Genomic DNA, 25,436 nt, shown 5'->3' with positions numbered 1-25,436 from the left:
GAGTAACGTGAGCCTCGTGAGCGACGGTTCGGGGACCGTAGAGCCCCTCTTCACCTACGGCGTGCTTCAGACGCCCGACGTGCAACTCGACACCTTCGGTCGCCTCCTCCACGGCGATCACGACACCCTGCCCGCGTTCCGCCTCGACGACGGCGAGAGCGGTGATGAGCGGGGCGCCCCCGCCGCGAACAGCCACCGCCGCCGCATCCTGCGTCACACCGGTGATCCGCGCGATCGTGTCTTCGGCACGGTCGTTCGTCTGAGCCCCGACGAGCTCGACGCGGCCGACGAGTACCTGATGACGGGGTCGCGCCGTATCTCGGTCGTGTTGGCGAGCGGGCTGAGTGCCTGGGTCTACGTGGGCGCATGACGGCGCTGTCCATCGACCCGCTCTGGCCGCGCGCCGGGGACTGGCCCGCGCCGACACGAGAAGAGACACCGGATGCCGTCCTGCTCGGCGTCCCCGCGTGGCGCACATCGCTCTCGCCGACGGGTGCGGGTGAGACGCCCGCCGCCGTGCGGGAGGCCCTGCGCCGCTACTCCCCCACGCTCATGGGCCCACCGCCCATCGACCTCAACACCATCCTGCGCATCGCCGACGCCGGCGACGTCGACGAGCCCGACGGGCGGGAGGGCGAAGCACGCGTGCGGGCCGCTGTGGCCGAGCTCGCCTCGGCACGACTGCTGATCGCCCTCGGCGGCGACAACTCCGCGACCTACGCCGTCGCGAAGGGTCGACGGGCGCGCGGGCTGATCACGCTCGACGCGCACTTCGACCTGCGCGACGGAGAATCCAACGGCTCGCCCGTGCGTCGGCTGCTCGCCGAAGGACTCGATCCCGGACGGGTCGTGCAGATCGGCATCGCCGACTTCGCCAATTCCGCGGCGTACGCCCGACGCGCCCTCGACGCGGGTGTGAAAGTCATCACGCTCGACGAGGTCCGCCGCCGCGGCATCGGCGAGGTCGTCGCCGACGCCCTGCGCATCGCGGGAAGCGGCGGTGTCGCCGCCGCCGCCGAAGCTCGCGCGCCCGCGCCGGGACCTCCGGCCGAGCCCGGCGACATCCACCTCGACATCGATGTCGACGTGTGCGATCGATCCGTCGCGCCCGGCTGCCCGGCCAGCGTTCCGGGCGGGCTCGCCGCGTGGGAGCTGCGGGCACTGGTGCGTGGGATCGCCCGCGACCCCCGCGTCACGAGCGCCGACATCGTCGAGGTGGATGCCACGGCCGACACCGCTGACGCCCGCACCGTACGACTCGCCGCGCTCTGCGTTCTCGAACTCCTCGCTGGATTGGCGGAAAGACCATGATCCAACTCATCCTCGCGCGGCACGCGAAATCCGACTGGGCCGACGAGGGCCTCGACGATCACGACCGCCCCCTTAACGACCGTGGGCGGCGCGACGCGCCCGCGGTCGCCCGCACCGTCCAGCGCGCAGGGGTCCGCCCCGCCGTGATCCTGTCGAGCACGGCCCTCCGAGCGCGGCAGACTGCCGAGGCGTTCGGGAAGACCTTCGAGGTCGAGGTCGTCGAACGACCCGAGCTCTACCTCGCCGCACCCGATGCTCTGCTCGACGCCGCTCGCACCAGCGGTGTCGACGAGGTGATGGTCGTCGCTCACGATCCCGGCATGAGCTCGCTGGTGTCACGCCTGGCCGGCCGCGACGAACGGATGGTGACGTGCGCGGTCGCCGTCTTCACCTGGCATGAGGGCACGTGGGACGACGTCGGCGCGATGCCGCCCGATGACTTCGACCTCTACACGCCGTAGGCCCGCCGCGGCTATATGCGTGGGCCTGCCGCAGATGTCCTCCGTGGGCCCGCCGCGGTTATACGCGTAGGCCCGCCGCGGCGGCCTGCGCCCGGCCGGCCCTCCTTCGCGCACCGCAGGAGACACGCGACACGTGGGGCGCCCCCCACACACGGCGAGAGACGCGCTTCGCGATCGGCGTTTCGTCATCCGGCCGACATCTGCTTCGTCATTCCGGCGAACATTCGTCTGGTAGAACTGTCTGACACCCGACGCGGTCGTCTGTGCCGCGCGGGGACCCGGCGGGCGCATGCGGCGGAACCTGAGGAACGGTCATGACTCCCGAACCCCCCTTGCGCCTGCGCAGAGGATCGCGTGGATCGACGTCGCACGCGGCATCGCCATCACCCTCGTCGTCTTCCACCACTCCATCCAGTTCCTGGACGCCACCGGCTGGCAGGTGGACGCTCTCGTGCAGGTGACCGCCGCGCTGTCGACGTTCCGGATGCCGCTGTTCTTCCTCGTGTCGGGGGTTCTCGCTTCCTCTGCGATCGCACGTCTGAGCTTCGCCTCCCTCTTCTGGAAACGCCTGGCGCTCCTCGTCTACCTCTACGCGCTGTGGTGCATCATCTGGTGGGCCTGGTTCCTCTTCGTCCCCCGCCCGTCCGAACCGCTGACCTCCCCCGTCGGAGATCTGGCGACGGCGCTGTACCTCCCGTGGTCGGGCCTGTGGTTCCTCTACGCGCTCATCCTCTACACCGTCGCCGCCTGGGTGCTCCGCCGCCTCCCGCGGGTCGCCCAGCTCGGCATCGCCTTCGGCGTCGCCTGCCTCTTCGCCACCGGCATCGTCACCGTCAGTTCGTCGTACACCTGGCGGTCGGTCGGCACGTACTTCGCGCTGTTCATGACAGGGGTGGTCTGCCGGCAGATCGTCGAGGCGTTCGCTCGACGCGTCAACGTGTGGTGGGTGTTGGGAACGGGTGCGGCCCTCGCTGCGGGGACCGCCGTATTGCCCTTCCTGCCGCTGCAGGGTGTGTTCCGCGTGGCACTGTGCGTCGTCGGCGCGGCGTTCGGCGTCTCGATCGCGGTGATGCTGGCGCGTTCGCCGATCGCTCGGAGGGCTGTCGGTGCGCTCGGGTCGCGCACCCTGCCGATCTACGTGCTCAACTCGCTGCTGCTCGCGCTCGCGGTCGCGATCCTGCCCGTCGAGCTGGTGCCGGGGTCTCTCGCCGCCGTCCTGCTCACGGCCCTCGTCATCACGACGGCCCTGATCATCCGCCGCGCGGTCGGCTCGTTCTCGGGGATCTTCACCCTCCCGACCCCGATCGACCGCTTCGCGAAACGGCGCCTGCAGGTCGACCGCCTCGGAGCCGGGCGTGGCCACTGATTCGCTGACCCTGCCCCGCACCCGCCGCCGTCGCGGCTGGGTGATCGCCCTCGCCCTCCTCGCGGCGATGGCCGTCGCCGGAGTGGCGATCATGGTTCAGGCGTACGTCTTCCCCGCCGTCGCCGCACCGCCCGCGCGCGCCGACGTCATCTATGTGATCGGTCCTCCTACCGAGGGGAGGACCGCCCTCGCCGAGCGACTTCGCAGCGATGGGGTGGCCGACGACATCCTCATCTCGGTCCCCTTGGAGGGCGAGCAGTCGGCGGCGAAGCTGAGCGTCTGCCAGGAGCAGAACGTGACCTGCGAGCACCCCGACCCGTTCACGACCGCCGGAGAGATGGCGCTCCTGAACGCGCGGTACGGCCCCGAGGCGAGCGCCGTCGTCATCACCTTCACCCCCCACGTGAGCCGGACGCGCTTCATCGCGGCGCAGTGCGCCGACGCGAAGGTGACCGTGATCGACGTGCCGACTTCTCTCGACCTCGGAGAGTGGATGTACCAGTTCGCCTACCAGACGGGCGGGTTCGCCAAGGCGGTCGCCGCCCCCTGCTCTTAGGGCGCCCCCGCGGCGCGCAGTTCTTCGCCGTCCTTCCACACCCGACGGACGAGTGGCACACCGGGTCGGTAGGCGAGATGCACGCGCGACGGGGCGTCGAGCAGCACGAGATCGGCCCGCATCCCAGGTGCGATCAGTCCGACGTCCGTGCGGCGCAGCGCCCGCGCGCCGCCCGCCGTCGCCGCCCAGACCGCCTCGGCCGGGGTCATCCCCATCTCGCGCACGGCGAGCGCGATCATCAACGGCAAGGAGCTGGTGAAGCTCGAGCCCGGATTGCAGTCGCTGGCGAGCGCGACGGTGACGCCGGCGTCCAGCAACCGGCGCGCGTCGGGGTAGGGCTGGCGCGTCGAGAACTCCACGCCCGGGAGCAGCGTGGCCACCGTGTCCGATCCGGCGAGCGCGGCCACGTCGTCGTCGGAGAGGAAAGTGCAGTGATCGACCGCGGCGGCTCCGAGGTCGACCGCGAGCCGCACCCCCTCGCCGTAGCCGAGCTGATTGCCGTGCACCCGGATGCCGAGACCCGCCGCGCGGCCCGCCTCGAGGACCCTCCGGCACTGATCGGCGGTGAAGGCGCCCTCTTCGCAGAACGCGTCGATCCACCGCACGTGCGACGCGACCGCGCGGAGCATGTCGCCGACCACGAGGTCGACGTACTCCTCCGCGCTGCCGGTGTGGTCGGGGGCGACCACGTGCGCCCCGAGGAAGGTCACCTCGTCGGTCACCTCCGCGGCGAGTCGCGCCAGACGCGCTTCTGTCTCGACGTCGAGACCGTAGCCGGTCTTGACCTCCACCGTCGTGGTGCCCTGCGCGCGGCCTTCCGCGACGAGCGCGGCCAGGCGAGTCCGCAGGTCGTCGTCGGTCGCCGCCCGCGTCGCCGCGACCGTCGTACGGATCCCTCCCGCCGCGTACCGCTCCCCCGCCATCCGCGCGGCGAACTCCTCCGCGCGATCACCGGCGAAGACGAGGTGGGTGTGGCTGTCGACGAAACCGGGGATCACGGCGCGGCCGCCGGCATCCGCGACACGGACACGGGAATCGGAACCGGATGCCACGGCATCCCGGGCATCCGTCGCCCGGCCCGCCCACGCGATGCGGCCATTGCGCACGAGCACCGCGGCGTCGTGGATCGTGCCGCACGGGTCGCGGTCGACGACGACGTTGGTCGTCAACTCGCCGATGCCGGTCAGCAGGAACGTGTTCGCGGCGTCGGCATCCGTCGCCTCGGAGGGGCTCACCACCTCGGCACCGGTCGGCACGGGAGTGCTCACCACATCGGCACCGTGAGGCCCCGTTCGGCGGCGACCTCTCGGGCGCGGTCGTAGCCGGCATCCACGTGCCGCATCACCCCGGTTCCGGGGTCGTTGACGAGCACGCGCGCGAGCTTCTCGGCGGCGAGCTCCGTGCCGTCGGCGACGCAGACCTGACCCGCGTGGATGCTGCGGCCGATGCCGACGCCCCCACCGTGGTGGATCGACACCCACGACGCTCCGCTGGCGGTGTTGAGCAGGGCGTTCAGCAGCGGCCAGTCGGCGATGGCATCCGATCCGTCGGCCATCGCCTCGGTCTCACGGTAGGGCGAGGCGACGGAACCTGCGTCGAGATGGTCGCGACCGATGACGATCGGGCCCGCCAGCTCGCCGGAGGCGACCATCTCGTTGAACTTCAGGCCCGCCAGGTGGCGTTCTTTGTAGCCGAGCCAGCAGATGCGCGCCGGCAACCCCTCGAACTGCACCGTCGACCCGGCCTTCTCGAGCCAGCGGTGGAGCGCCGCGTCGCCCGGGAACAGCTCCGCGACAGCGCGGTCGGTCTTGGCGATGTCCTCCGCGTCGCCCGACAACGCCACCCAGCGGAACGGACCCTTGCCCTCGGCGAAGAGCGGACGGATATACGCCGGCACGAACCCCGGGAAGGCGAAGGCGCGGTCGTACCCGCCGAGCTCGGCCTCACGGCGGATCGAGTTGCCGTAGTCGAACACCGAGGCCCCGGCATCCTGGAACTCGACCATCGCCCTCACGTGCGCGGCCATGCTCTCTCGCGAACGCCGGGTGAAATCCTCGGGGTCGCGCGCGGCTTCGGCACGCCAGTCGTCCACCGACGTCCCCACGGGCAGGTACGACAGGGGGTCGTGGGCGCTCGTCTGGTCGGTGACGATGTCGATCCGGATGCCGCGCGCGAGCAGTTCCGGGAACACCTCGGCCGCGTTGCCCTCGACGCCCACCGACAGCGCCTCGCCCGCGTCGCGCGCGGTGCTCACCCGCTCGATCGCCGCACCGAGGTCGTCGGCCACCTCGTCGAGGTATCCGTGGGCGACGCGTCGGTCCAGGCGGGTGCGGTCGACGTCGACGATCAGCACGGCACCACCGTTCATGGTCACCGCGAGCGGTTGCGCCCCGCCCATCCCGCCGCAGCCGGCGGTGAGGGTCAGAGTGCCGGCGAGCGACTCGCGACCGAGCGACGCCGCGACCGCGGCGAACGTTTCGTACGTCCCCTGCAGAATGCCCTGCGTGCCGATGTAGATCCACGATCCCGCGGTCATCTGGCCGTACATCGTCAGGCCGAGCTCCTCGAGACGGCGGAACTCGGGCCACGTCGCCCAGTCGCCCACGAGGTTCGAGTTGGCGATGAGCACGCGCGGTGCCCACTCGTGCGTGCGGAACACGCCCACGGGCTTGCCCGACTGCACGAGCAGCGTCTCGTCGGGCGCCAGTTCGTCGAGGGTGCGAACGATGGCGTCGTACGCGGCCCACGAGCGGGCGGCCCTGCCCGTGCCGCCGTACACCACGAGGTCGGCGGGACGCTCGGCGACGTCGGGGTCGAGGTTGTTCATCAACATGCGCTTGGCCGCCTCGGCGCCCCAGCTCTTCGCGGTTCGGACGTTGCCGCGCGCGGCGCGGACGGGCCCACGGGATGCCGGGACCTCGGCCCCTGCGCCGTCGGCGGCGGCGATGTGCGAGGGGTTCAACGTGTCGGTCATGCGTGATCTCCTTCGATCCGGTCAGGGGCGGTCTGGGCGGGCGGTCTCGGCGAGGCGGTCTAGGTGGTGAGTGCGGTCTCGGCGAGCGCGGTCTGAGCGAGGGGCGTCTGGGCGACGGCGGCCCGTGCGACGGCTCCCGAGAAGACGAGGTCGGTGACGGCCTCGATCTCGGGCGAGACGAAGCGATCGGGGCCGGGGCCGGCGACACGCGTGCGGACGAGGGCGCGCACGGCGCGGGTGGCCGCCGCCGGCACGAGCGGGGCACGCAGGTCGAGGGCGCGGCATCCGGTCATGACTTCGATCGCGAGGACGCGCCCCAGCCCGTCGATCGCGCGGCGGAGCTTGCGCGCACCCGCCCACCCCATCGACACGTGGTCCTCCTGCATGGCGCTCGAGGGGACCGAGTCGACCGACGCGGGCACGGCCAGACGCTTGAGCTCCGACACGATCCCCGCCGCGGCGTACTGGGCGATCATCAGGCCCGAGTCGACGCCCACCTCGTGCGCGAGGAACGGCGGTAGACCGTTACTGCGCGCCGCATCCAGCGCACGGTCGGTGCGGCGCTCCGACATGGATGCCACGTCGGCCACCGCGATCGCGAGGAAGTCGAGCACGTACGCGACCGGTGCGCCATGGAAGTTCCCGTTCGATTCGACGCGGCCGTCGACGGTGACGACGGGGTTGTCGACGGCGGATGCCAGCTCGCGCTCGGCGACGACGGTCGCGTACTCCAGCGTGTCGCGCGCCGCGCCGTGCACCTGCGGGGCGCAGCGCAGCGAGTACGCGTCCTGCACGCGCGTGCACTCGGGTCCGCGGTGGCTGGCCACGATGGGCGACCCGGCGAGGAACGCGCGCAGGTTCGCGGCGGATTCGGCCTGACCGAGCTGCGGGCGGAGCGCCATGAGATCGGCGGCGAACACGGCATCCGTCCCGAGCTGCGACTCGATCGACAGGGCCGCCGAGACGTCGGCAGTGAGCAGCAACGTCTCGAGGTCGTGCAGGGCGAGCAGCAGCATGCCGAGCATGCCGTCGGTGCCGTTGATGAGGGCGAGCCCCTCCTTCTCGCGCAGGGCGACGGGGGTGATGCCCGCGGCGGCGAGGGCGTCGGCCGCCGGGACCGATCGTCCCTCGGCGTCGCGCACGTCCCCTTCGCCCATGACGGCGAGGGCCACGTGCGACAGCGGTGCGAGATCGCCCGAACAGCCCAGCGAGCCGTACTCGTGGACGACCGGGGTGATCCCGGCGTTCAGCAGCGCCGCGTACGTCTCGACCACGACGGGGCGCACGCCCGTGCGACCGGTGGCGAGCGTCTGCAGGCGCAGCAGCATGAGCGCGCGCACCACCTCGCGCTCGACCTCGCCGCCCGTACCGGCGGCGTGGGAGCGGATCAGGCTCGCCTGCAGCTGCGCGCGGCGGTCCTCGGCGATGAAGGTCGTGGCGAGAGCTCCGAAGCCGGTCGAGATGCCGTAGTGCGGCTGCGGGTCATCGGCGAGGCCCTCGATGAGGGTGCGGGTGTCCGCCACCCGGCCGAGCGCGTCACCGTCGACGACGACCCGCGCGCCGTGGCGCGCGACGTCGACCACCTCGCGGGGGGTGAGGGGGGCTGCTCCGACGGTGATGCTGACGTCCATACGCCGATTCCATCGCGAGGGATGGTCCGAGACGAGAGGGTTCTGGCATCCTGTGTCTGTCATGTCAGACAATCCGCGCCCGCAGGTTCCCGCCGCCGATCAGACGCTGCGGATCCTCTCGCTGCTCGCGCGCCAGCCCGGGCCGATGGCGGCGCAGTCGATCGCGTCGAGCCTCGGCATTCCGCGGTCGAGCACCTACCACCTGCTCGCCACGCTGGAGGAGCACGGATACGTCGTGCACCTGCCCGGCGACCGACGCTGGGGCCTGGGCACGGCCGCGTTCGAACTGGGCGGCGGATACGCCCGGCAGCAGCCGCTCGCGCGTCTGGGTAGACCGCTGCTGGCGGCGTTGTCCGACCGGGTCGGCGAGTCGGCCCACCTCGCCGTGCTGGCGGGACGCGACGTGCTGTACATCGTCGAGGAGCGTGCCCCCCGGCGCCCCGCACTCGTCACCGACGTCGGCGTTCGCCTTCCCGCGCACCTCACCGCGACGGGTCGGGCGATGCTGGCCGCCCTCCCCCGCGAGCAGGTGCGGGCGTCGTTCCCGGATGCCACGGCCCTGACCCAGCGGCATGGCTCGGGCCCCGCCACCCCGCGCGCACTGCGGGAGGTGCTGCGCGAGGTGCGCGCGGCGGGCTTCGCCCGGGAAGACGGCGAAGTCACGCCCGGTTTCCGATCCGTTGCCGCCGCCGTGCTCGACCACGCCGGCTGGCCGGCGGCCGCGGTGGCGATCACGTGGCCCTCGGACGGCCCGGAGCGGGATGCCGCCTCCCTCGCGGACGCAGCGACCACCACCGCCGCCGAGCTCGCGCGCCGCATCGGCCGCCACGCCTGACGCGCTCTTCCCGCTCCGCCCCGCCCGGTTCGGGGCACGGAATGTGCACCGGGGCGGACGCCGACCGCCCCGGTGCACAAAACCCGCCCCGAACCCCAGACCCCGACCACGCCCGGCGGAGCCACCCCACCCCGGCCGAACCACCCCACCCCGGCCGAACCACCCCACGCCCGGCGGAGCCGCCCCTCACCGCACGACGAGTCGCGGCTCCACCAGCACGTGGGCCGTACCCGCCGTCGCGGCCCGGGGCGCGACGACCGTGCCGTCGCCCATCAGCAGGTCGAGGGCTCCGGATGCCACCCGCTCGGGCAACTGCTCGACGCTCGACAGTCCGAGGGCCTCGGCGGCGGGGGTGTTGTCGAAGCCGACGACGGTGATGTCGGCGCGCCCGGCGAGCGACGTCGCGAGGTGCGCGCCGATGGCGAGGGAGTCGCTCGCGCAGACGATGCCGGTGACCCCCGGGTCGGCGGCGAGACCGGCCGCCACGACGTCGCGCGCAGCCGACACGTTCTCTTCGACGACCCAACGCGGACCCGTGCTCGCGGTCTCACGCCAGCCGCGCTCGCGCTCGTCCCCCGTGCCCGACCCCGCGGGCCAGCCGAGGAAGGCCACGTGTCCGCTGCCGTGCACGAGCGCGTGCGCGGTCGCGGCCCGCGTCCCCGCCGCACCGTCGACGTCGACCCACAGGTGTGCCGGCGCTTCGACGTCGTCTTCGCCCCACGGTCGGCCGAAAGACACGAACGGGAGGTTCCGCGTCGTCAGCCACCCGGTGCGGGGATCGCCGTGGAAGGTTCCGGTGACGACGACGGCATCCACTTCTCCCCCTTCCAGCAGGTCGCCGAGTCGGGCGATCTCCTCCTCCGGCGTGCGGGCGGCGTACAGCAGCACGCGCATGTCGCGCTCTCCGGCGCGTTCGGTGAGGGCGTGCACGAACCGGTCGAGCACGACGCCCGAGATGCCGCCGGCGTACGGATCGAGGTGAATGCCGATGGTGGAGCTGCGGCGCATCCGGAGTCGACGCGCGGCGGCATGGGGGCGGTACCCGAGCTCGGCGATCGCGGCCTCCACCCGGTGCCGTGTGGTCTCGCGCACGATGTCGGGGGTGTTCACCACGTTCGATACGGTCTGCCGCGAGACGCCGGCGACGCGGGCGACGTCGTCGACGGTGGGCGCCTTCGCCATGTCGTCCCCTCCCGTATCGATGCGCACGAGCCGATGTCGAGCAGCGGTTCCACGGGCCGGCCCGGCGGGGGTCCGGCACGCGCGTCCAGACCGTCAGCCTAGGCGGGGCGGCAACCTCTTGACATCTGCCGCGACGTGTTCGTACCTTGGTGAGACCGTCATTTGAACGTTCAAACTGACGGCCCTCCGACCACATGCGGAGGGGTCGCATGCCTCATCGAAGGAGAGAGACACATGACACGGCACACGCCCGCACCCCGCACACGCACGGTGCTCGCCGCCGGCGCCCTGCTGGCCACCGGAGCCCTGACGCTCACCGCCTGCGGCTCGGGCTTCAATGACACCCCCGGCGAGGGCCAGGCTTCCGGCACCGGCAGCCTCAGCATCCTCATCGGCTCCTCGGGTGACGCCGAGACGAAGGCCGTCACCGACGCCGTCGCCGCATGGAGCGAGCAGTCGGGCGTCGCGGCCGAGGTGCAGACCGCCAACGACCTGCCCCAGCAGCTCTCGCAGGGCTTCGCCGCCGGCTCCCCGCCCGACCTGTTCTACCTCGCCCCCGAGGCCCTCGCGGGCTACGCGGCGAACGGGTCGATCGCGGCCTACGGCGACGACCTCGCCAACAAGGACGACTTCTACCCCTCCCTCGTCGACAATTTCACCGTCGACGGGTCCTTCTACTGCGCCCCCAAGGACTTCTCCACCCTGGCGCTGATCATCAACGCCGACCTGTGGACGGCCGCCGGACTCACGGATGCCGACATCCCCACGACGTGGGACCAGTTGGCATCCGTCGCCCAGCGCCTGACCGCCGACGGGCGCGTCGGACTCGCGTTCGGCGCCGAGTACCAGCGTGTCGGTGCTTTCATGGCGCAAGCGGGCGGCGGCCTCGTCACCGACGGGCAGGCCACGGCCGACAGCCCCGAGAACGTCGAGGCGTTGACCTATGTCAAGACGCACCTGAACGACGGCTCGTTCGCCTTCGCGTCCGACGTCGGCGCGGGCTGGGGCGGAGAAGCGCTCGGCACACAGAAGGCCGCGATGGTCATCGAGGGCAACTGGATCACCGGAGCGATGTCGGCCGACTACCCCGACGTGAACTACACCGTCGCCGAGCTCCCCGCCGGCCCCGGCGGCAAGGGCACGCTGCAGTTCACCAACTGCTGGGGCCTCGCCGCCGACAGCGGCAACCAGGAGCAGGCACGCTCGCTCGTGGAGTACCTCACCGGCACCGACCAGCAGCTGGCGTTCTCGGAGGCCTTCGGCCCGATGCCGTCGATCCAGTCCGCGGCCGACGCATGGACCAGCGCCAACCCCGATCTGGGCGCCTTCCTCGCTGGAGCCGAGTACGCGCAGTTCCCGCCGAACATGGCCGGCGCCGCCGACGTCATCACCGACTTCAACGCGCAGCTCGAGTCGCTGAAGACCGGCGACCCGCAGGCGCTGCTGCAGACGGCACAGTCCAACCTCGAGGCGATCGTCGAGTAATCGTGAGCGCCCTCACCACCGCGTCGCGTCGCGCCGGGTCCCCCTCCTCGGGGATCCGGCGGGGCGAGGCCGCCGCCGGCTGGCTCTTCACCGCGCCCGTGCTCGTCATCCTGGGTGTGTTCCTGCTCGTCCCCGTGCTCATGGCGCTGTGGGTGAGCTTCTCGGACTGGACCGGTCGCGGCAGCCCCTTCTCGTCGAACGTGAACTTCGTCGGCGTCGACAACTACGCCGCTGTCACGACCGGCGGCGGACTCGCCGAACGCGACTTCGGAACGGCCCTCCGCAACAACGGGTGGTACGTGCTGCTGGTGGTGCCGCTGCAGACGGCGCTCTCGCTCTTCCTCGCGGTACTCGTCAACCGGGCGGTCCTCCGCGGTCGCGGGTTCTTCCGCACCGCCTTCTATTTCCCGTCGGTCACCAGCTCCGTCGCGATCACCGTGCTGTGGTTGTTCCTCTTCTCGGCATCCGGTGCCGTCAACGAGGCGCTGTCGTGGCTGGGCATCAACGGGCCGAACTGGTTCAGCGACCCCTCCGGCGTCGTGCACAATCTGCTCGCCACCGTCGGCGTGACCAGTGGCCCCGCGTTCCTCACCGGCAACACCCTGCTCGGCGTCTCGTGGTGGGACTGGCTGGCAGGCCCCTCGGTCGCCATGTCGGCGTTCATCCTGATGGCCGTGTTCACCACCTCGGGGACGTTCATGCTGCTCTTCATCGCGGGCCTGCAGAACATCGGCGGCGACGTGCAGGAGGCCGCCATGATGGACGGCGCCACCGGCTGGCAACGCTTCTGGCGGGTCACCCTGCCGCAGCTCAAGCCCGTGCTGTTCACCGTGCTGACCCTCGGCCTGATCGGCACCTGGCAGGTGTTCGACCAGATCTACACGGGCACACAGGGCGGCCCCGGCAAGACCACCCTCACCCCCGCGTACCTCAGCTACTCCTCGGCGTTCCTGTCGCAGCAGTGGGGTCAGGGCGCCGCCATCGCCTTCGTGCTCTTCCTCATCATCGTCGCACTGACGATCCTGCAGCGCTTCGTGCTGCGCGACCGCCCGGTCTCTCGTCGGCGCATCCGCCAGTACGAAGTGCGCGGAGCGGGCACGAGCCCCGCTCCCGCCGACGACATGGGCCCCGGAGCGGGCTCGAGAGGAGGCACACGATGACCGCCACGGCCTCCCCGCAGACCACCGTCCTCGCCGAGCAGCGTCTGGACGGACCCTCCCGCCGCCCCGCGAAGCATCGCCGGTCGCGCAAGGCGCTCGGATGGCAGATCGGCCTCTACACCCTGCTGATCGTGCTCGCGCTCATCTACATCTATCCGTTCCTCGTGCAGGTGGCGACATCGTTCAAAACGGATGCCGCGGCGGCGGCCGATCCCATCTCGCTCCTGCCGCAGACCTTCACGTGGGCGGCGTACGAGCGGCTCTTCCTGAACTCCGATTTCCCGGTGTGGTTCGCCAACTCCGCGGTGGTGACGGTGTTCGTGACGGCGGGCCGGGTGTTCTTCAACTCTCTCGCCGGCTACGCCCTCGCCCGCCTGCAGTTCCGCGGACGCGGTCTCGTCTTCGCGGGGCTCATCGCGGTGATGGCCGTACCGACCGTGGTGCTGCTGATCCCCAAGTTCCTCGTGATCAACCAGCTCGGCATCTACGACTCCTACGCGGGCATGATCCTGCCGCTCCTCGTGGATGCCGCGGGCGTGTTCATCATGAAGAACTTCTTCGAGTCGATCCCGCCGTCGGTCGAGGAGCAGGCGCGCATCGACGGCGCCGGCACCTTCCGCATCTTCTGGTCGGTCGTGCTGCCGATGGCGCGACCGGCTCTCATCACGATCGTCATCCTGTCGTTCCAGGGATCGTGGAACGAGCTCAGCCACTTCGTCATCTCGACCCAGTCCCCCGAACTCACCACCCTGACCAAGGGCGTCGCAGCCCTCGCGAGCGGACAGCTCAGCCAGGGCAGCCAATTCCCCCTCAAACTCGCGGCCGCGGCCATCATGACGATTCCGGTCGCCGTGGTGTTCTTCATCTTCCAGCGCCGCATCATGAACGCCAGTGAAGGAGCCGTCAAAGAATGACCACCGCCCCCACCGCCTCCCCGGCGGCCGTGACGGATGCCGTGACAGCCCCGCTCCAGCCCCTGTTGAACGACGCGGTCATCGTGCTGCGCGCCCCCACGCAGGTGTGGTCCGACGCCACGGGCGACATGGGCGCGGCAGCCGTCCACGGTGTGTACCACGGCGACGTCCGACACGTGCGCTCCCTCGCGCTCGTCTGCGACGGCTCGCCCGTCGAGTGGGTCTCGAGTGCACCCGACGGGGCCTCGCGTCTCGTGCTCGGGGGTCTGCTGCGTGGACTCGACGACACCACGCCCGACCCGAAGGTGCGTGTCCTCCGCGACCGGCGCGTCGCCGATGGGGTGGTCAGCGAGACCTGGACGCTGCACTCGCGCATCGACCGGCCCATCTCGACGACCCTGCGGCTGGCGTTGTCGCCCGAGTTCGCGCAGCTGCACGAGGTGAAATCCGGCCACGCGCACCCCCGCGAGATGACGACCGACCTCGACGGTGACCGCGCGATCGTGGATGCCGGGGCGCAGGCTCTCGAACTCGTCGCACCCGGCGCCCGCGTGGCATCCGGAGCCGACGGGCTCGAGGCGAGCTGGGGCGTCGAGGTCCCCGCCTTCGGGAGCGTCGAAGTGGCGTGGACGCTGACCCTGCGCGACGACACCCTCGTCGTCGGGTCGGCCGCAGCGGCACCGCGGTGGGATGCCGCGGCCGTCGCCACCCAGGCGCCCGACCCCCGCCTCGCGCGCTGGTTGCGCACCGCCCTCGACGACCTCGACGCCCTCCGCCTCGTGCTGCCCGAGCACCCCGACGACGAGTTCTTCGCCGCCGGCGCGCCCTGGTTCTTCACGCTGTTCGGGCGCGACTCGATCTGGGCTGCGCGTCTCGCCCTTCCTCTGGACCGCGAGATCGCGGCATCCACCCTCCGCGTGCTCGCGCGGCTGCAGGGTGTCGACGACGACGCGCAGACGGCGCAGGAGCCGGGCAAGATCCTCCACGAGCTGCGCGCCTCGGCCCTCGAGATGCCGGGCGAGGGCATCGTGCTGCCGCCCAAGTACTACGGCAGCGTCGACTCGACCCCGCTGTGGATCTGCCTGCTCGCCGACGCCTGGCGCGCCGGCATGCCCGAGGCCGAGGTGCGGGAGCTCCTCCCGACGCTTCGCGGCGCCCTCGGCTGGATCCGCGACAGCGGCGACAGCGACGGCGACGGCTTCCTCGACTACATCGACCGCCTCGGCACGGGGCTGTCGAACCAGGGCTGGAAGGATTCCGGCGACTCGATCCAGTGGCGCGACGGCCGGCTCGCCGAGGGCCCCATCGCGCTGAGCGAAGTGCAGGCCTACACCTACGAGGCCGCCCTCGCCGGCGCCGATCTGCTCGACGCTTTCGGGGAGGGGACGGATGCCGACGACGCCACGTTCTGGCGCAGCTGGGCGGCCGATCTGAAGAGGCGCTTCGCCGAGACGTACTGGGTCGAGACGCCGGAGGGCCGCTACCCCGCGGTCGCCCTCGACAACGCCAAGCGTCCGGTCGACTCTCTGACGAGCAACATCGGGCACCTGCTCGGTACCGGCCTGCTGACCGGCGACGAGGAGGCGCACGTCGCGTCGCTGCTGCTCGGCGAGAGCATGTCGAGCGGATACGGCATCCGCACGATGTCGACCGGGGCCGCGGGGTACTGGCCGCTGTCGTACCACGGCGGAAGCGTCTGGGTGCACGACACCGCGATCGCGGTGCACGGCATGCTGCGCGCGGGCCTGGACGAGAAGGCGCGCACGGTCGTCGCCGGACTCCTGGATGCCGCCGAGGGCTTCGCCTATCGCGTGCCGGAGCTGCACGCCGGCGATCCGCGCACCCACTCGTCGGTGCCGACGCCGTACCCCGCCGCCTGCCGACCCCAGGCCTGGTCGGCCGCCGCCGCGGTGGTCTGCCTGACCGCACTCGCACCCGACCCCGGGGCCTGAGCGACAGGGCGGTGGCGGCACCCGCGCGTCACCGCGCTGTCCCTGCCCGCGCCGCGTAGCGGGCTCGTCACGGACACATCCGCACCGGGTGCGGGGCGCCGAATGTGCACCGGGGCGTACATCGACCGCCCCGGTGCACATTTCCCGCCCCGCAACCCCGCGCCCGGCCCCGCTGAACATCCCGTGACCCGGCTCGCGGCTTCGCGACCGCGTGCGATTCACGCCACGCGCACGACCGCACCGCCGGTCAGGCGCACCAGCTCCTCGAACGTCAGCGGAAAAACCGTGTGCGGCGTACCACCCGCTGCCCAGATCTCGTCGAACGCCGCGAGATCCTCATCCACGACCGTGGTCAACGGCGCCGGGTGCCCGGTCGGCGCCACTCCCCCGATGGGCTGTCCTGTCGCCGCCAGCACCTGATCCGGTGTCGCCCGACGGATGCCGCTGCGCCCGAGCCGCTCCGCCAGAGCCGCCGTGTCCACGCGGTGCGCGCCGCTGGTCATCACCAGCAGCGGCTCGTCGTCGCTCCAGAAGACGAGGCTGTTCGCGATGGCCCCGACCTCGACACCGAGGGCCGCCGCCGCGAGCGCGGCCGTCGACGCGGCATCCGGAAGCATCACGATCTCGCCCTCGACACCGGCCTCCCGGAGGGCTGCGGCGACGAGACGACTACGGGCGGGCAGGGCGTCGGTCATGACCGCCAGCCTAGAACGACGCCGTGCCACGCCGACCAGCCGTGCGCGCAGCCTCAGCCCGAAACGCGCCACCGCGACCGACCCCGCGCGTCGCCGGGGTGACGCGACCCCGCCCCGGGCGCCCGCCATCGGCTCCGCGACCCGTGCGACACCGGCCCGACCGGCCGCCCCGCACGGCTCGCCGAGACCCTGCCGCGCGCCCCTCGCGTCCGTCGACGACGCGCGCCACAATGGAGACGGATGCCGCGACGCTGCGGCATCCGAGAAGAGCCGCCCACAAGGCGGCCGACGACAAGGAACGCGATGACCAACGCCCTGCCCCTGCCCGATTTCACGCACGAACGCGTGGAGGTGATCACGGGGCGGCGCAGCGGTCTGCTCGTCGCCGTGGCGCTTCACTCCTCGGTGCTCGGCTCCGCCCTCGGCGGCGCCCGCCTGTGGACCTACCCGTCATGGACCGAGGCCCTCGGCGACGCCCTGCGCCTGTCCGCGGCGATGACGCTGAAGAACGCCGCAGCCGGACTCGACGCGGGCGGCGGCAAGAGCGTGATCGGCCTGCCCGAGGGGACGGTCCTCGACGCCGACCGTCGCCGCGCGGCCTTCCTCGACCTCGGCGACGCCGTCGAGAGCCTCGGCGGGCTGTACCGCACCGCCGAAGATGTGGGCTCGACGACCGAGGACATGCTGGTCGTGAGCGAGCGCACCGCGCACGTGGTCGGACTCCCCGATTCCGTCGGCGGCTCCGGCGAACCCGCGGGCCCCACGAGCCTCGGCGTGTACGCCTCGCTCGTCGCGACCCTCGAGCGCGCCGTCGGGACCGGCGATGTCGCCGGTCGCCGCATCACCGTCGCGGGTCTGGGCCAGGTCGGCGGTCGTCTCGCCGAGCGTCTGGCATCCGAGCACGCCGTCCTCACCGTCACCGACGTCAACCCGGCGAAGCGGGCGCTGGCCGAAGACCTCGGCGCCGCCTGGGTCGAGCCGAGCGAAGCGCACCTGATTCCCGCCGACGTGTTCGTTCCCGCCGGCATCGGCGGTGTCCTCACCGACGAGGTCATCGACGCCCTCGACGCGCGCGCGGTGTGCGGGCCTGCCAACAATCCGCTCGCCGAGCGGAGCGGCGCTGAACGGCTGGCGCAGCGCGGCATCCTGTACGCCCCCGACTTCGTCGTCAACGCCGGCGGCGTGATCTACCTCGACCTGGTCGCCAAGCAGCGCGGGACGATGGACCAGATCATGGGCCGTGTCGCCGGGATCGGCGACACGATCCGGCGCGTCTTCGACGAAGCGGCCGCGCGGGGGGTCACCCCTCTCGCCGCGGCCGAGGGCTTGGCCGCCGAGCGTCTGGCGGTCGGCGCGCGCAGTACCGCCCTCGTCTGACCCGTTCGATCGCGAACGCCGGACGACCCTGAGTCGACGGGTCGCACCCGCCGCGCGGCGCAACAAGAACCGGATGCCACGAGTTCGTGGCATCCGGTTCTGTCGGCAGGTGTCAGTGAGCGGCGTCGTACGCGTCGAGGACCGATGAGGAGATGCGTCCACGCGTGTTGACCGGGTGGCCGTTCTTCGCGGCCCAGGAGCGCACGTCGGCGAGGTCTCTCGTGGGGATGGCCCGACCGCGGGGAGTTCGTCGCGGCGCGGAGTGGAGGGAATTCGCCGCGCGACCCGCGGAAATGTAGGGCCGGAGCGCATCGCGCATCTTCTCGGCATTGTGTACCGACAGATCGATCTCGTATGCGCGTCCCTCGAAAGAGAACTGCACGGTCGTACCGTCGTCGATCACGGAGCCGTCGAGATCATCGATCACCTGGGTAATGTGCTTTTTCGCCATGCGCCGACCCTAAACCGCCGAGCTGCGCCGTTTCGGCGAATGCAATGCGAATTCACCCGCATGTTCGCCCCAATTGCGACCAATGGTCGCGTCTTTCACGAAGTGGAAGACGAGACCCCGCGACTCTCGACGGCGACGATTCGATGATCGTCGTCATGGGTGAGCTCGGTCGAGAGGAATTGTCCGTCGCGGGGAAGCCGCAGGCTGAAGTCGGCGTACGCCGACATACGCAGTCGCCCCTCACGCACGCGCGCGTCCAGCACATGCCCCCCGACCGACCGATCCTCGCTGAGGAAATGCAGGTGCAGGCCCGCCACCGTGATGCCCTGATAGATACGCGGCATCCAGAAACCCACGAGAGTGCCCGTGCATTCACGCGTGGTGGTCTCGATCTGTTCCGCCGCGACCTCGGCGAGGGGGCGGAACGGCGGCTCCTGTCGGCGCGTGACGCGGGTGAGGACGTGCGCGAAGACACCGTCGACCCGCACCGCATGGAAGAGGTTCCTGCTCAGCAGCCGATCCGCCACCGCCGACTCCAGGCCCGTGAGATCGAGGTCGACGAAGGCGGACCCGGTGGACTCACCCAGGGAGCAGACGTCGACGAACGGCAGGAATTCGTCGTCCGTCATCACCCGCGGGGGCGCGTCGGAGGTGCACTCGTAGAGCTCGCCGTCGAGGATGACGACCTCGCCACCCAGCCCCTCGCAGCACCCCACTCCGGTATCGCCCGCCGCTCGCACGACATCGACCGACGCGCCCTGCGAGTACACGCCGGCGAGGAGTGCGTCGAGGACGGCGAATTGCGTCACCGCACCAGGTGCCAACTGCGCAGTCATGCCTGCGCTCCGCCGCCTCGACGAACGATCAGGACGTCGCTTCGGTGTAGGCGTCGAGGATCGTCGCGGGCACGCGGCCGCGGTCGCTCACGGTGTGCCCGTTGGCGCGCGCCCACTCGCGCACGGCGCCGAGGTCCACGTCGTTCGACCGGCGGGCCGGACGCCCGCGACGCGCCGCGGTGTTGCCACGCGAGACCGAGCGTGCGGCATCCACGAAGGGGGCGATCGCCGAATAGAATTTGTCGGCATTGCGGTCGGAAAGGTCGATCTCATACGCTCGACCCTCAACCGAAAAAGTGAGCTGCTTTCCCTGTCCGTCTTCGAGGACGGTACCGTCGAGGTCATCGACGAGGTGCGTGATGTGCTTCATAGCCATAATGCGTAAAGATTACACCCGCGAGAATTGATTTACCTCACATCGCAATTCCGTGTCATCATGCACGCCGCCCGTCCGCGCACGGATAGTCAGCGGGCACGGATGGGACTATCCTCCGTGGGTGGTGTCCGCTCCCTGGACATCGCCTGAGACAGAGGAAGCACAGCGTGAGCCTTTTCCGCACCAAGTCGGTGGAGCAGTCCATCGCAGACACCGACGAACCGGAGTTCCGACTCAAGAAGTCCCTGACCGCGGTCGACCTGACCGTCTTCGGCGTCGGCGTCGTCATCGGCGCCGGGATCTTCACGTTGACCGGCCGCGCCGCCCACGACGTCGCCGGACCCGCCGTCGTCATCAGCTTCATCATCGCGGCCATCGCGTGCGGTCTCGCCGCCATGTGCTACGCCGAATTCGCCTCGACCGTGCCCGTTTCCGGCTCGGCGTACACGTTCTCGTACGCCTCGCTCGGCGAGCTGTTCGCGTGGATCATCGGATGGGACCTCATCCTCGAGATGTTCCTGGGCGCCAGCGTCGTCGCGCAGGGGTGGAGCGCCTACCTCGGTACCTTCCTGCAGCAGATCGGCATCGTGCTGCCGGAGGCGATCTCGTACGGCGGCGTGGTCGACCTCCCCGCGATCCTGCTCGTGCTCGTGCTCGGCGGTCTGATGACCCTCGGCATCAAGGAATCGTTGCGCGTCAACCTCGTGCTCGTGGCCGTGAAGCTGTTCATCGTCCTGTTCGTCATCATCGCCGGCATCCTGTTCATCAACCCGGCCAATTACTCCCCGTTCGTGCCCGAATCGGTCCCCACCGAGTCGGCATCCGGTCTCACCCAGCCGCTGCTGCAGTTCCTGTCGGGCCTCGAACCCGCCACGTTCGGCGTGGGCGGCATCCTCGCGGGCGCGGCGCTGGTGTTCTTCGCCTACATCGGCTTCGACGTCGTCGCGACCACTGCGGAAGAGACCAAGAACCCCCAGCGCGACCTGCCGATCGGCATCATCGCCTCGCTCGTCATCTGCACGATCCTCTACTGCGCCGTCGCGATCGTCGTCACCGGCATGGTGCCGTACGGCGAGCTGAACCCCTCGGCGGCTCTGGCGAACGCCTTCGCCTTCCACGGCCAGACCTGGATGGCCACGGTCATCGCCGCCGGCGCCGTCGCCGGTCTGACGACGGTGGTTCTGACCCTCATGATCGGCGCGACCCGCATCATCTTCGCGATGTCGCGCGACCGGCTGCTGCCCGGGGCGCTCGCCAAGGTGCACCCGCGGCTTCGCACCCCGTGGGTCATCTCGATCCTCGTCACCGCGATCGTCGCGGTCGTGGCCGGTTTCACCCCCATCGGCGTGCTCGAGGAGATGGTCAACATCGGTACCCTCTCGGCATTCGTGCTGGTCTCGGTGGGCGTGCTCGTGCTGCGGCGCAAGCGCCCCGACCTCAAGCGCGGCTTCCGCGTGCCGTGGAGCCCGGTGCTGCCGATCCTCTCCGCCCTCATCTGCACCTACCTCATGCTCAACCTCTCGGTCGAGACGTGGCTGCGCTTCCTCATCTGGCTGGCCATCGGCTTCGCCATCTACTTCGCGTACTCGCGCCGCCACTCACGTGTCGGTACGGGCGAATTCATCGCCCCGCGCGTGGTCGGTCCCCCGAAGCAGTAGCGACGGACACCGGATGCCACGACCCCACCGCCTCTTACGGCCGGGGCCGTGGCATCCGTCGTTCCGCACCATCACCGGCTCCTCCCCGCCGCGGCGCGCCGGTCGCCGGAACGGATGACATACCCCCGTCCCCGCGGGCGAAAAACGCCGCGGAACAGACGATGCGGGACCACCCCGTTCTGGGACGTCGCGCCCTCCCCCCTAGGGTGGAAGGCGTTCGATGACGACGATTTCCGTTCCGGGGGGTTTCATGGGGATCGCACGCACGTGGGTCTTTCCGATTCTGCGTATTCTTCTGGTCGCCCTCGTGGCGGCCGCACTCGTCAAGCTGGCGTTCTTCCCCGACCGCCCGGTCGACGCCTCGCCGGCCGTGCCCACGGGCGCGATCGTCGAGCCGCGCACGGTTGCGTCGCTGGGCACCATCACGAACGACGTCGTCCTCAAGGCCACCGTCTCGGCCGACGCCGCCGTCGCGATGAAGTCGACGGCCGCGGGCACGGTGAACAAGATCTTCGTGGCCCAGGGCGCCACCGTCGCGCAGGGCGACGTGGTCTTCGACGTGAAGGTGCCGATCGAGCGGGACCCCGCCGACAGCGTGGATGCCGAGGGCAGACCCAAGCCGGCGATCTTCCGCTACGTGGAGGTCACCGCCCCCGCTGCGGGCACGCTCAGCTCGCTCTCGGTGATCGCGAACCAGGACGTCACGATCGGCGCGACCACCGGCACCGTGGCACCGCCCACCTTCTCGGTGACGGGCACGCTCGAGCCGTCGCAGCAGTACCGTCTGCTCGATCGCCCCACCGAGGCGACCGTGACGATCACCGGCGGGCCCGCGGCCTTCACGTGCGGCAACCTGCGCATCACGACACCGCTGGCCGGCAGCACCGGCGGCGACACCGCCGGCACCGGCGCCGTCGACGGGAGCGCAGGCGGGGGCGGCACGGCCACCGGGGCCGCCGGGTCCGGCACGACCGCCACGTGCTCGGTCCCGGGCGATGTCACCGCCTTCGCCGGCCTCGCCGCCGAGATGACGATCGCCGGCGGGCGAGCCGAGAACGTGCTGATCGTCCCGACGACCGCCGTGCGTGGGGCGGCGCAGAGCGGCACCGTGTGGGTCACGGCCGCAGACGGCTCCACCGAGGAGCGCGCCGTCGCCCTCGGCCTCACCGACGGCACGCAGGTGCAGGTCACCGAGGGCCTCGCAGAGGGCGACGAGATCCTGGAGTTCGCCCCGGGCGCGATGTCGGTGCCCGACGACGGATGCACCGTCTACCCCGACGGCGGAATGTACTGCGAACAGGCCCCCACGTCGTGAGTCTGCTCACCCTGAGCGAGGTCACCCGCACGGTGATCCCGCCGGACCAGCCCGCGCTGACGATCCTCTCGGGGGTCGACCTGACCATCGAGCCCGGCGACCACGTGTCGATCGTGGGCCGCTCCGGCTCCGGCAAGTCGACGCTGCTGAACATGCTCGGCCTGCTCGATCTGCCCACGAGCGGCGAGATCACCTTCGACGATCGCCCGGTGAAGGCGTACTCCGCGGCCAGGCGCGACCGTCTGCGCGGTGCCGCCATCGGCTTCGTCTTCCAGCAGTTCAACCTTCTCCCCGGGCGCACAGCCCTTGAGAACGTCACCATGCCGCTGCTGTACTCGACGGGGCGCACGTTCTGGCGCCGCAAGAGGATCGCGGCCGAAATGCTCGAGCTCGTAGGTCTCGGGCACCGTCTCAGCAGCATGCCCGACCGCCTGTCCGGAGGCGAGCAGCAGCGGGTCGCCATCGCCCGGTCGCTCGTCCGCGGCCCGCGGCTGATCCTCGCCGACGAACCCACCGGTGCCCTCGACCTCGACACCGGTCAGAGCGTCATGGAGCTCATCGACGAGGTGGCCGTCCGCACCGGGGCTGCCCAGGTGACGATCACGCACGACCCCACGATCGCCCGGCGCGCGCGCCGCCACTTCCGGCTCGACCGCGGCGTGCTCACGCCCGTCGACGATCCGAGCCTCGAACCGCTCACGCGCCGCGACAGGCGCCAGGTGACCCCGGATGCCGAGGGGAGCGGGGCCGCCGATTCCCCCGACGCCGACGCCGACTCCACCCTCGAGCGCCTCGGTCTGCGCGATCAGTCGACCTCGTCTTCCGACGCGCCACCCGTGAGCACCGAGCGGACAGACTCCTGATGCGCGCCCTGACAGCCCTCGTCGGCGCCCTGTTGGAGGCCTGGCAGGAGGTGCGGGTTCATCGCACCCGTGTTCTCCTCTCGCTCGTGGGCGTCGCCGTCGCCGTGTGCTCGCTCACCACCGTCGTCGCCCTCGGGGCGATCGTGCAGCAGGCGAACCAGGAGCTCAGCGAGCGCAGCTCCGGCCGCCCCGCCACGCTTGTCGTCTCCGTGTTCCCGAGCGGCGGCGAACCGCTGGATCCCGAGCGGATGGATGCCGCCTGGGCCGCGGTCGTGGAGCGCTACGACGTGACCTACGCGAGCCGTCTGCAGAACACGACGAACCTCGTGCCCTTCGCCGACGGGACCGTGGAAGTCGGCACACAGGCGGTGGACCAGCCGTACGGCGAGATGCATCGCGTGCAGATGCGCGAGGGCGAGTGGTTCACCGCCCTCGACACGCAGCAGCTCGCGCCGCAAGTCATCGTCAACGAGATCTTCTGGGACCGGATGGGCCGACCGCCGCTGTCGAGCCACCCGGTCGTCGCACTGGGCGGACAGGGAGTGCCGGACTCGGCATCCGGAATCCCGTCCGGCGGCGTGCGCGCTGTCGTGGTCGGTGTCACCCCGTCATCGACGTGGGACACAGCCCCGTCGATGTTCATGCTCATCGATCACATGACCGCGATGCAGGACGCCGCCGCCGGCGAGCGCGGAGCGAGTGCGGCAGCCCCCGTCGATCCGTACGGCGGCGGCGCCCCCCAGACGCAGTACGAGATGTGGGTGCCGACCGAGCTGTCCGACCAGCTGACCACGCTCGTCACGCGCGACCTCGCCGGAGCCCTCGGCGACGGCGTCGAGGTCAACATCAACCGGCAGGACTGGGCGACGTACGGCGACGACCCGTTCGCGGTCACCCGCACCGTCGTCACCGGCATCGCGGTTCTGGTACTGCTGCTGGGCGCCCTGGGTTTGGTGAATATCGCCCTCGTCACGGTGAAGCAGCGCGTGCGCGAGATCGGGATCCGCCGGAGCTTCGGTGCGACGGCGAGCCGGGTGTTCTTCGCGGTGATGATGGAGAGCGTCGTCGCCACGGTGGTCGCGGGCGGGGTGGGCGTGATCGTCTCGATCCTGGTCGTGCAGTCCCCCGCGGTACGCGACCTCATCGGTCAGGGAATGATCAGCGACTTCCCGCCCTTCCCCGCGGATGCCGCCATCACCGGCCTCGTCGCCGCGACCGCCGTCGGCGCTCTGGCGGGTCTTCTTCCCGCGCTCGTCGCGGTGCGTGTGAAGGTCATCGACGCGATCCGCTATTGACGCGAGGGGCCCGGGTCTAGGGTGAGGGCGATTCGTCCCCGCTGGAAGGATGCCCCCGTGTCGACTTCTCTCGTCGTGTACCTCTCGTTCTCCGGCGCCGCGCGCGAAGCGATGACGTTGTACCAGTCCGTGTTCGGAGGGGAACTCACCATCAGCACCTTCGCCGACTTCGGTATGACGGACGCCCCCGCCGACGGCGTCATGCATTCCGAACTCCGTGCCGACGGGTTCACCGTCATGGGCGCGGACGCGTTCCAGGAGCCCGCCGGAGGCTGGGGAACCAGTCGCGCGCAGGCCGCCTTCATGAGCGACGAGCTCGATCGCGTACAGGGGTTCTACGATCGGTTCGTCGAGCAGGGCGCGAAGGTCGTCCAGCCCCTGGAGAAGCAGGTGTGGGGAGACCTCTACGGTGAACTGACCGACCCGTGGGGTGTCGCGTGGATGTTCAACATCGCCGCTCCCGGCGGGTGGGCCGAAGGGATCTGAGCAGCGCTCGCACCTCCGCGGCCCGGCCCACCCCGGGGGCGCCGCGGGCCGTCAGACGCTGCTGCGACACGACGTAGTTCGGGATCGCGTCGAGACGGGTTCCGATCTCACCGTCGACGCCGGTCGTGTGGTGCGGCCGATACCCCGCGAGGACGTCGTACGTCCGGCGGCCGAGCAGGAGAGCGCCCATCCGGGCGATGCCGCGGACGACCTCGTACGGAGCGGTCGAGGTAAACCTCATACGTATGAGCTATATT

General features: G+C 70.9%; 25 protein-coding genes. 16 read left to right on the top strand and 9 right to left on the bottom strand.

Annotation, left to right across the window (positions count from 1 at the left end):
* Positions 1–16 precede the first annotated feature (16 nt).
* From ASF76_RS10235 to ASF76_RS10215, 5 genes are all read left to right on the top strand, one after another.
* Positions 17–370, top strand: a complete 354-nt coding sequence (locus tag ASF76_RS10235; RefSeq protein ID WP_055957233.1) for a gamma-glutamylcyclotransferase family protein — start codon at positions 17–19, stop codon at positions 368–370.
* Entirely contained in the window at positions 367–1,311 is a 945-nt protein-coding gene (locus tag ASF76_RS10230; RefSeq protein WP_055956914.1) for an arginase family protein, read from the top strand. The genes ASF76_RS10235 and ASF76_RS10230 overlap by 4 nt, the downstream gene beginning before the upstream one ends.
* Positions 1,308–1,772, top strand: a complete 465-nt coding sequence (locus tag ASF76_RS10225; RefSeq protein ID WP_055956911.1) for a SixA phosphatase family protein — start codon at positions 1,308–1,310, stop codon at positions 1,770–1,772. The genes ASF76_RS10230 and ASF76_RS10225 overlap by 4 nt, the downstream gene beginning before the upstream one ends.
* A gap of 289 nt (positions 1,773–2,061) precedes the next feature.
* Positions 2,062–3,138, top strand: coding sequence for an acyltransferase family protein (locus ASF76_RS10220; RefSeq protein WP_055956908.1), 1,077 nt, complete (start codon positions 2,062–2,064; stop codon positions 3,136–3,138).
* Positions 3,128–3,694, top strand: coding sequence for a hypothetical protein (locus ASF76_RS10215; protein ID WP_055956905.1), 567 nt, complete (start codon positions 3,128–3,130; stop codon positions 3,692–3,694). The genes ASF76_RS10220 and ASF76_RS10215 overlap by 11 nt, the downstream gene beginning before the upstream one ends.
* Here the strand turns inward: ASF76_RS10215 and hutI are convergent.
* From hutI to hutH, 3 genes are all read right to left on the bottom strand, one after another.
* Complete coding sequence (gene hutI, locus ASF76_RS10210; protein WP_200936117.1) at positions 3,691–4,884, bottom strand: imidazolonepropionase; 1,194 nt, start codon at positions 4,882–4,884, stop codon at positions 3,691–3,693. The two genes, ASF76_RS10215 and hutI, sit on opposite strands and share 4 nt — an antisense overlap.
* 74 nt (positions 4,885–4,958) lie before the next feature.
* On the bottom strand, positions 4,959–6,668 hold the full coding sequence (hutU, locus tag ASF76_RS10205; protein ID WP_082484982.1) for a urocanate hydratase: 1,710 nt from the start codon (positions 6,666–6,668) through the stop codon (positions 4,959–4,961).
* Positions 6,669–6,727: 59 nt separating this feature from the next.
* A complete protein-coding gene (hutH, locus tag ASF76_RS10200) occupies positions 6,728–8,299 on the bottom strand; it encodes a histidine ammonia-lyase (protein WP_055956902.1) in 1,572 nt (523 codons plus the stop codon).
* A 61-nt stretch (positions 8,300–8,360) separates the two neighbouring features.
* Between hutH and ASF76_RS10195 the strand changes: the two genes are divergently transcribed.
* Positions 8,361–9,134: an IclR family transcriptional regulator gene (locus ASF76_RS10195; protein WP_055956901.1), complete on the top strand. Its 774-nt coding sequence runs from the start codon at positions 8,361–8,363 to the stop codon at positions 9,132–9,134.
* Between the two features lie 186 nt (positions 9,135–9,320).
* Here the strand turns inward: ASF76_RS10195 and ASF76_RS10190 are convergent, their stop codons facing one another.
* Positions 9,321–10,316 (bottom strand): LacI family DNA-binding transcriptional regulator, encoded by a 996-nt coding sequence (locus ASF76_RS10190; protein WP_055956898.1) that lies wholly within the window; start codon positions 10,314–10,316, stop codon positions 9,321–9,323.
* Between the two features lie 234 nt (positions 10,317–10,550).
* Here ASF76_RS10190 and ASF76_RS10185 point away from each other — a divergent pair, with 234 nt between their 5' ends.
* The 4 genes from ASF76_RS10185 to ASF76_RS10170 are packed head-to-tail and all read left to right on the top strand — an operon-like array spanning position 10,551 to position 15,827.
* Complete coding sequence (locus ASF76_RS10185) at positions 10,551–11,801, top strand: sugar ABC transporter substrate-binding protein (RefSeq protein ID WP_055956895.1); 1,251 nt, start codon at positions 10,551–10,553, stop codon at positions 11,799–11,801.
* A 2-nt stretch (positions 11,802–11,803) separates the two neighbouring features.
* The gene (locus ASF76_RS10180) at positions 11,804–12,961 is read left to right on the top strand and encodes a carbohydrate ABC transporter permease (protein WP_055956892.1); all 1,158 of its coding nucleotides are present in this window, start codon (positions 11,804–11,806) and stop codon (positions 12,959–12,961) included.
* The gene (locus ASF76_RS10175; protein WP_055956888.1) at positions 12,958–13,875 is read left to right on the top strand and encodes a carbohydrate ABC transporter permease; all 918 of its coding nucleotides are present in this window, start codon (positions 12,958–12,960) and stop codon (positions 13,873–13,875) included. The genes ASF76_RS10180 and ASF76_RS10175 overlap by 4 nt, the downstream gene beginning before the upstream one ends.
* Positions 13,872–15,827 (top strand): glycogen debranching N-terminal domain-containing protein, encoded by a 1,956-nt coding sequence (locus ASF76_RS10170; RefSeq protein ID WP_200936112.1) that lies wholly within the window; start codon positions 13,872–13,874, stop codon positions 15,825–15,827. The genes ASF76_RS10175 and ASF76_RS10170 overlap by 4 nt, the downstream gene beginning before the upstream one ends.
* Positions 15,828–16,045: 218 nt before the next feature.
* On the opposite strand, the gene ASF76_RS10165 is transcribed toward ASF76_RS10170, so the two are convergent.
* The gene (locus ASF76_RS10165; RefSeq protein WP_055956885.1) at positions 16,046–16,522 is read right to left on the bottom strand and encodes a YbaK/EbsC family protein; all 477 of its coding nucleotides are present in this window, start codon (positions 16,520–16,522) and stop codon (positions 16,046–16,048) included.
* 303 nt (positions 16,523–16,825) lie between these two features.
* Here ASF76_RS10165 and ASF76_RS10160 point away from each other — a divergent pair, with 303 nt between their 5' ends.
* Positions 16,826–17,899 carry a Glu/Leu/Phe/Val dehydrogenase family protein gene (locus ASF76_RS10160; RefSeq protein WP_055956882.1) on the top strand — a complete coding sequence of 358 codons (1,074 nt, stop codon included), beginning with the start codon at positions 16,826–16,828 and terminating at the stop codon, positions 17,897–17,899.
* A 112-nt stretch (positions 17,900–18,011) separates the two neighbouring features.
* Here ASF76_RS10160 and ASF76_RS10155 read toward each other — a convergent pair whose 3' ends face one another.
* The 3 genes from ASF76_RS10155 to ASF76_RS10145 all read right to left on the bottom strand — a co-directional run bounded on the left by ASF76_RS10155 (position 18,012) and on the right by ASF76_RS10145 (position 19,562).
* Positions 18,012–18,350 (bottom strand): histone-like nucleoid-structuring protein Lsr2, encoded by a 339-nt coding sequence (locus ASF76_RS10155; RefSeq protein WP_055956878.1) that lies wholly within the window; start codon positions 18,348–18,350, stop codon positions 18,012–18,014.
* 95 nt (positions 18,351–18,445) lie between these two features.
* Complete coding sequence (locus ASF76_RS10150) at positions 18,446–19,186, bottom strand: acetolactate decarboxylase (protein ID WP_055956873.1); 741 nt, start codon at positions 19,184–19,186, stop codon at positions 18,446–18,448.
* A gap of 28 nt (positions 19,187–19,214) precedes the next feature.
* Positions 19,215–19,562 carry a histone-like nucleoid-structuring protein Lsr2 gene (locus tag ASF76_RS10145; protein ID WP_055956868.1) on the bottom strand — a complete coding sequence of 116 codons (348 nt, stop codon included), beginning with the start codon at positions 19,560–19,562 and terminating at the stop codon, positions 19,215–19,217.
* Between the two features lie 167 nt (positions 19,563–19,729).
* On the opposite strand from ASF76_RS10145, the gene ASF76_RS10140 reads away from it, so the two are divergent.
* The 5 genes from ASF76_RS10140 (at position 19,730) to ASF76_RS10120 (ending at position 25,179) form a co-directional block, all read left to right on the top strand.
* Positions 19,730–21,220, top strand: coding sequence for an amino acid permease (locus ASF76_RS10140; RefSeq protein ID WP_055956864.1), 1,491 nt, complete (start codon positions 19,730–19,732; stop codon positions 21,218–21,220).
* A 220-nt stretch (positions 21,221–21,440) separates the two neighbouring features.
* A complete protein-coding gene (locus tag ASF76_RS10135; protein ID WP_156459215.1) occupies positions 21,441–22,535 on the top strand; it encodes a hypothetical protein in 1,095 nt (364 codons plus the stop codon).
* Positions 22,532–23,398, top strand: coding sequence for an ABC transporter ATP-binding protein (locus tag ASF76_RS10130; RefSeq protein ID WP_082484981.1), 867 nt, complete (start codon positions 22,532–22,534; stop codon positions 23,396–23,398). The genes ASF76_RS10135 and ASF76_RS10130 overlap by 4 nt, the downstream gene beginning before the upstream one ends.
* Positions 23,398–24,693, top strand: coding sequence for an ABC transporter permease (locus ASF76_RS10125; protein WP_055956857.1), 1,296 nt, complete (start codon positions 23,398–23,400; stop codon positions 24,691–24,693). The genes ASF76_RS10130 and ASF76_RS10125 overlap by 1 nt, the downstream gene beginning before the upstream one ends.
* Positions 24,694–24,750: 57 nt before the next feature.
* Entirely contained in the window at positions 24,751–25,179 is a 429-nt protein-coding gene (locus ASF76_RS10120) for a VOC family protein (protein ID WP_055956854.1), read from the top strand.
* Here the strand turns inward: ASF76_RS10120 and ASF76_RS17355 are convergent.
* Entirely contained in the window at positions 25,139–25,420 is a 282-nt protein-coding gene (locus ASF76_RS17355; RefSeq protein ID WP_055956850.1) for a hypothetical protein, read from the bottom strand. The two genes, ASF76_RS10120 and ASF76_RS17355, sit on opposite strands and share 41 nt — an antisense overlap.
* Positions 25,421–25,436: the final 16 nt, after the last annotated feature.

Source organism: Microbacterium sp. Leaf151, from assembly GCF_001424225.1.
Taxonomy (GTDB): Bacteria; Actinomycetota; Actinomycetes; order Actinomycetales; family Microbacteriaceae; genus Microbacterium.
The sequence above is the reverse complement of the archived record's forward strand: the minus strand, read 5'-3'. Positions and strand labels throughout refer to the sequence as shown.

What these genes read in the sequence shown, in the direction of transcription:
- ASF76_RS10175 (WP_055956888.1), top strand. Translation starts at nt 12,958, where the DNA reads ATGACCGCCACGGCCTCCCCGCAGACCACCGTCCTCGCCGAGCAGCGT.
- ASF76_RS10160 (WP_055956882.1), top strand. Translation starts at nt 16,826, where the DNA reads ATGACCAACGCCCTGCCCCTGCCCGATTTCACGCACGAACGCGTGGAG.
- ASF76_RS10125 (WP_055956857.1), top strand. Translation starts at nt 23,398, where the DNA reads ATGCGCGCCCTGACAGCCCTCGTCGGCGCCCTGTTGGAGGCCTGGCAG.
- ASF76_RS10195 (WP_055956901.1), top strand. Translation starts at nt 8,361, where the DNA reads ATGTCAGACAATCCGCGCCCGCAGGTTCCCGCCGCCGATCAGACGCTG.
- ASF76_RS10230 (WP_055956914.1), top strand. Translation starts at nt 367, where the DNA reads ATGACGGCGCTGTCCATCGACCCGCTCTGGCCGCGCGCCGGGGACTGG.
- ASF76_RS10220 (WP_055956908.1), top strand. Translation starts at nt 2,062, where the DNA reads ATGCGGCGGAACCTGAGGAACGGTCATGACTCCCGAACCCCCCTTGCG.
- ASF76_RS10150 (WP_055956873.1), bottom strand. Translation starts at nt 19,186, where the DNA reads ATGACTGCGCAGTTGGCACCTGGTGCGGTGACGCAATTCGCCGTCCTC.
- ASF76_RS10225 (WP_055956911.1), top strand. Translation starts at nt 1,308, where the DNA reads ATGATCCAACTCATCCTCGCGCGGCACGCGAAATCCGACTGGGCCGAC.
- hutH (WP_055956902.1), bottom strand. Translation starts at nt 8,299, where the DNA reads ATGGACGTCAGCATCACCGTCGGAGCAGCCCCCCTCACCCCCCGCGAG.
- ASF76_RS10185 (WP_055956895.1), top strand. Translation starts at nt 10,551, where the DNA reads ATGACACGGCACACGCCCGCACCCCGCACACGCACGGTGCTCGCCGCC.
- ASF76_RS10165 (WP_055956885.1), bottom strand. Translation starts at nt 16,522, where the DNA reads ATGACCGACGCCCTGCCCGCCCGTAGTCGTCTCGTCGCCGCAGCCCTC.
- ASF76_RS10170 (WP_200936112.1), top strand. Translation starts at nt 13,872, where the DNA reads ATGACCACCGCCCCCACCGCCTCCCCGGCGGCCGTGACGGATGCCGTG.
- ASF76_RS17355 (WP_055956850.1), bottom strand. Translation starts at nt 25,420, where the DNA reads ATGAGGTTTACCTCGACCGCTCCGTACGAGGTCGTCCGCGGCATCGCC.
- ASF76_RS10135 (WP_156459215.1), top strand. Translation starts at nt 21,441, where the DNA reads ATGACGACGATTTCCGTTCCGGGGGGTTTCATGGGGATCGCACGCACG.
- ASF76_RS10145 (WP_055956868.1), bottom strand. Translation starts at nt 19,562, where the DNA reads ATGGCTATGAAGCACATCACGCACCTCGTCGATGACCTCGACGGTACC.
- hutU (WP_082484982.1), bottom strand. Translation starts at nt 6,668, where the DNA reads ATGACCGACACGTTGAACCCCTCGCACATCGCCGCCGCCGACGGCGCA.
- ASF76_RS10155 (WP_055956878.1), bottom strand. Translation starts at nt 18,350, where the DNA reads ATGGCGAAAAAGCACATTACCCAGGTGATCGATGATCTCGACGGCTCC.
- ASF76_RS10190 (WP_055956898.1), bottom strand. Translation starts at nt 10,316, where the DNA reads ATGGCGAAGGCGCCCACCGTCGACGACGTCGCCCGCGTCGCCGGCGTC.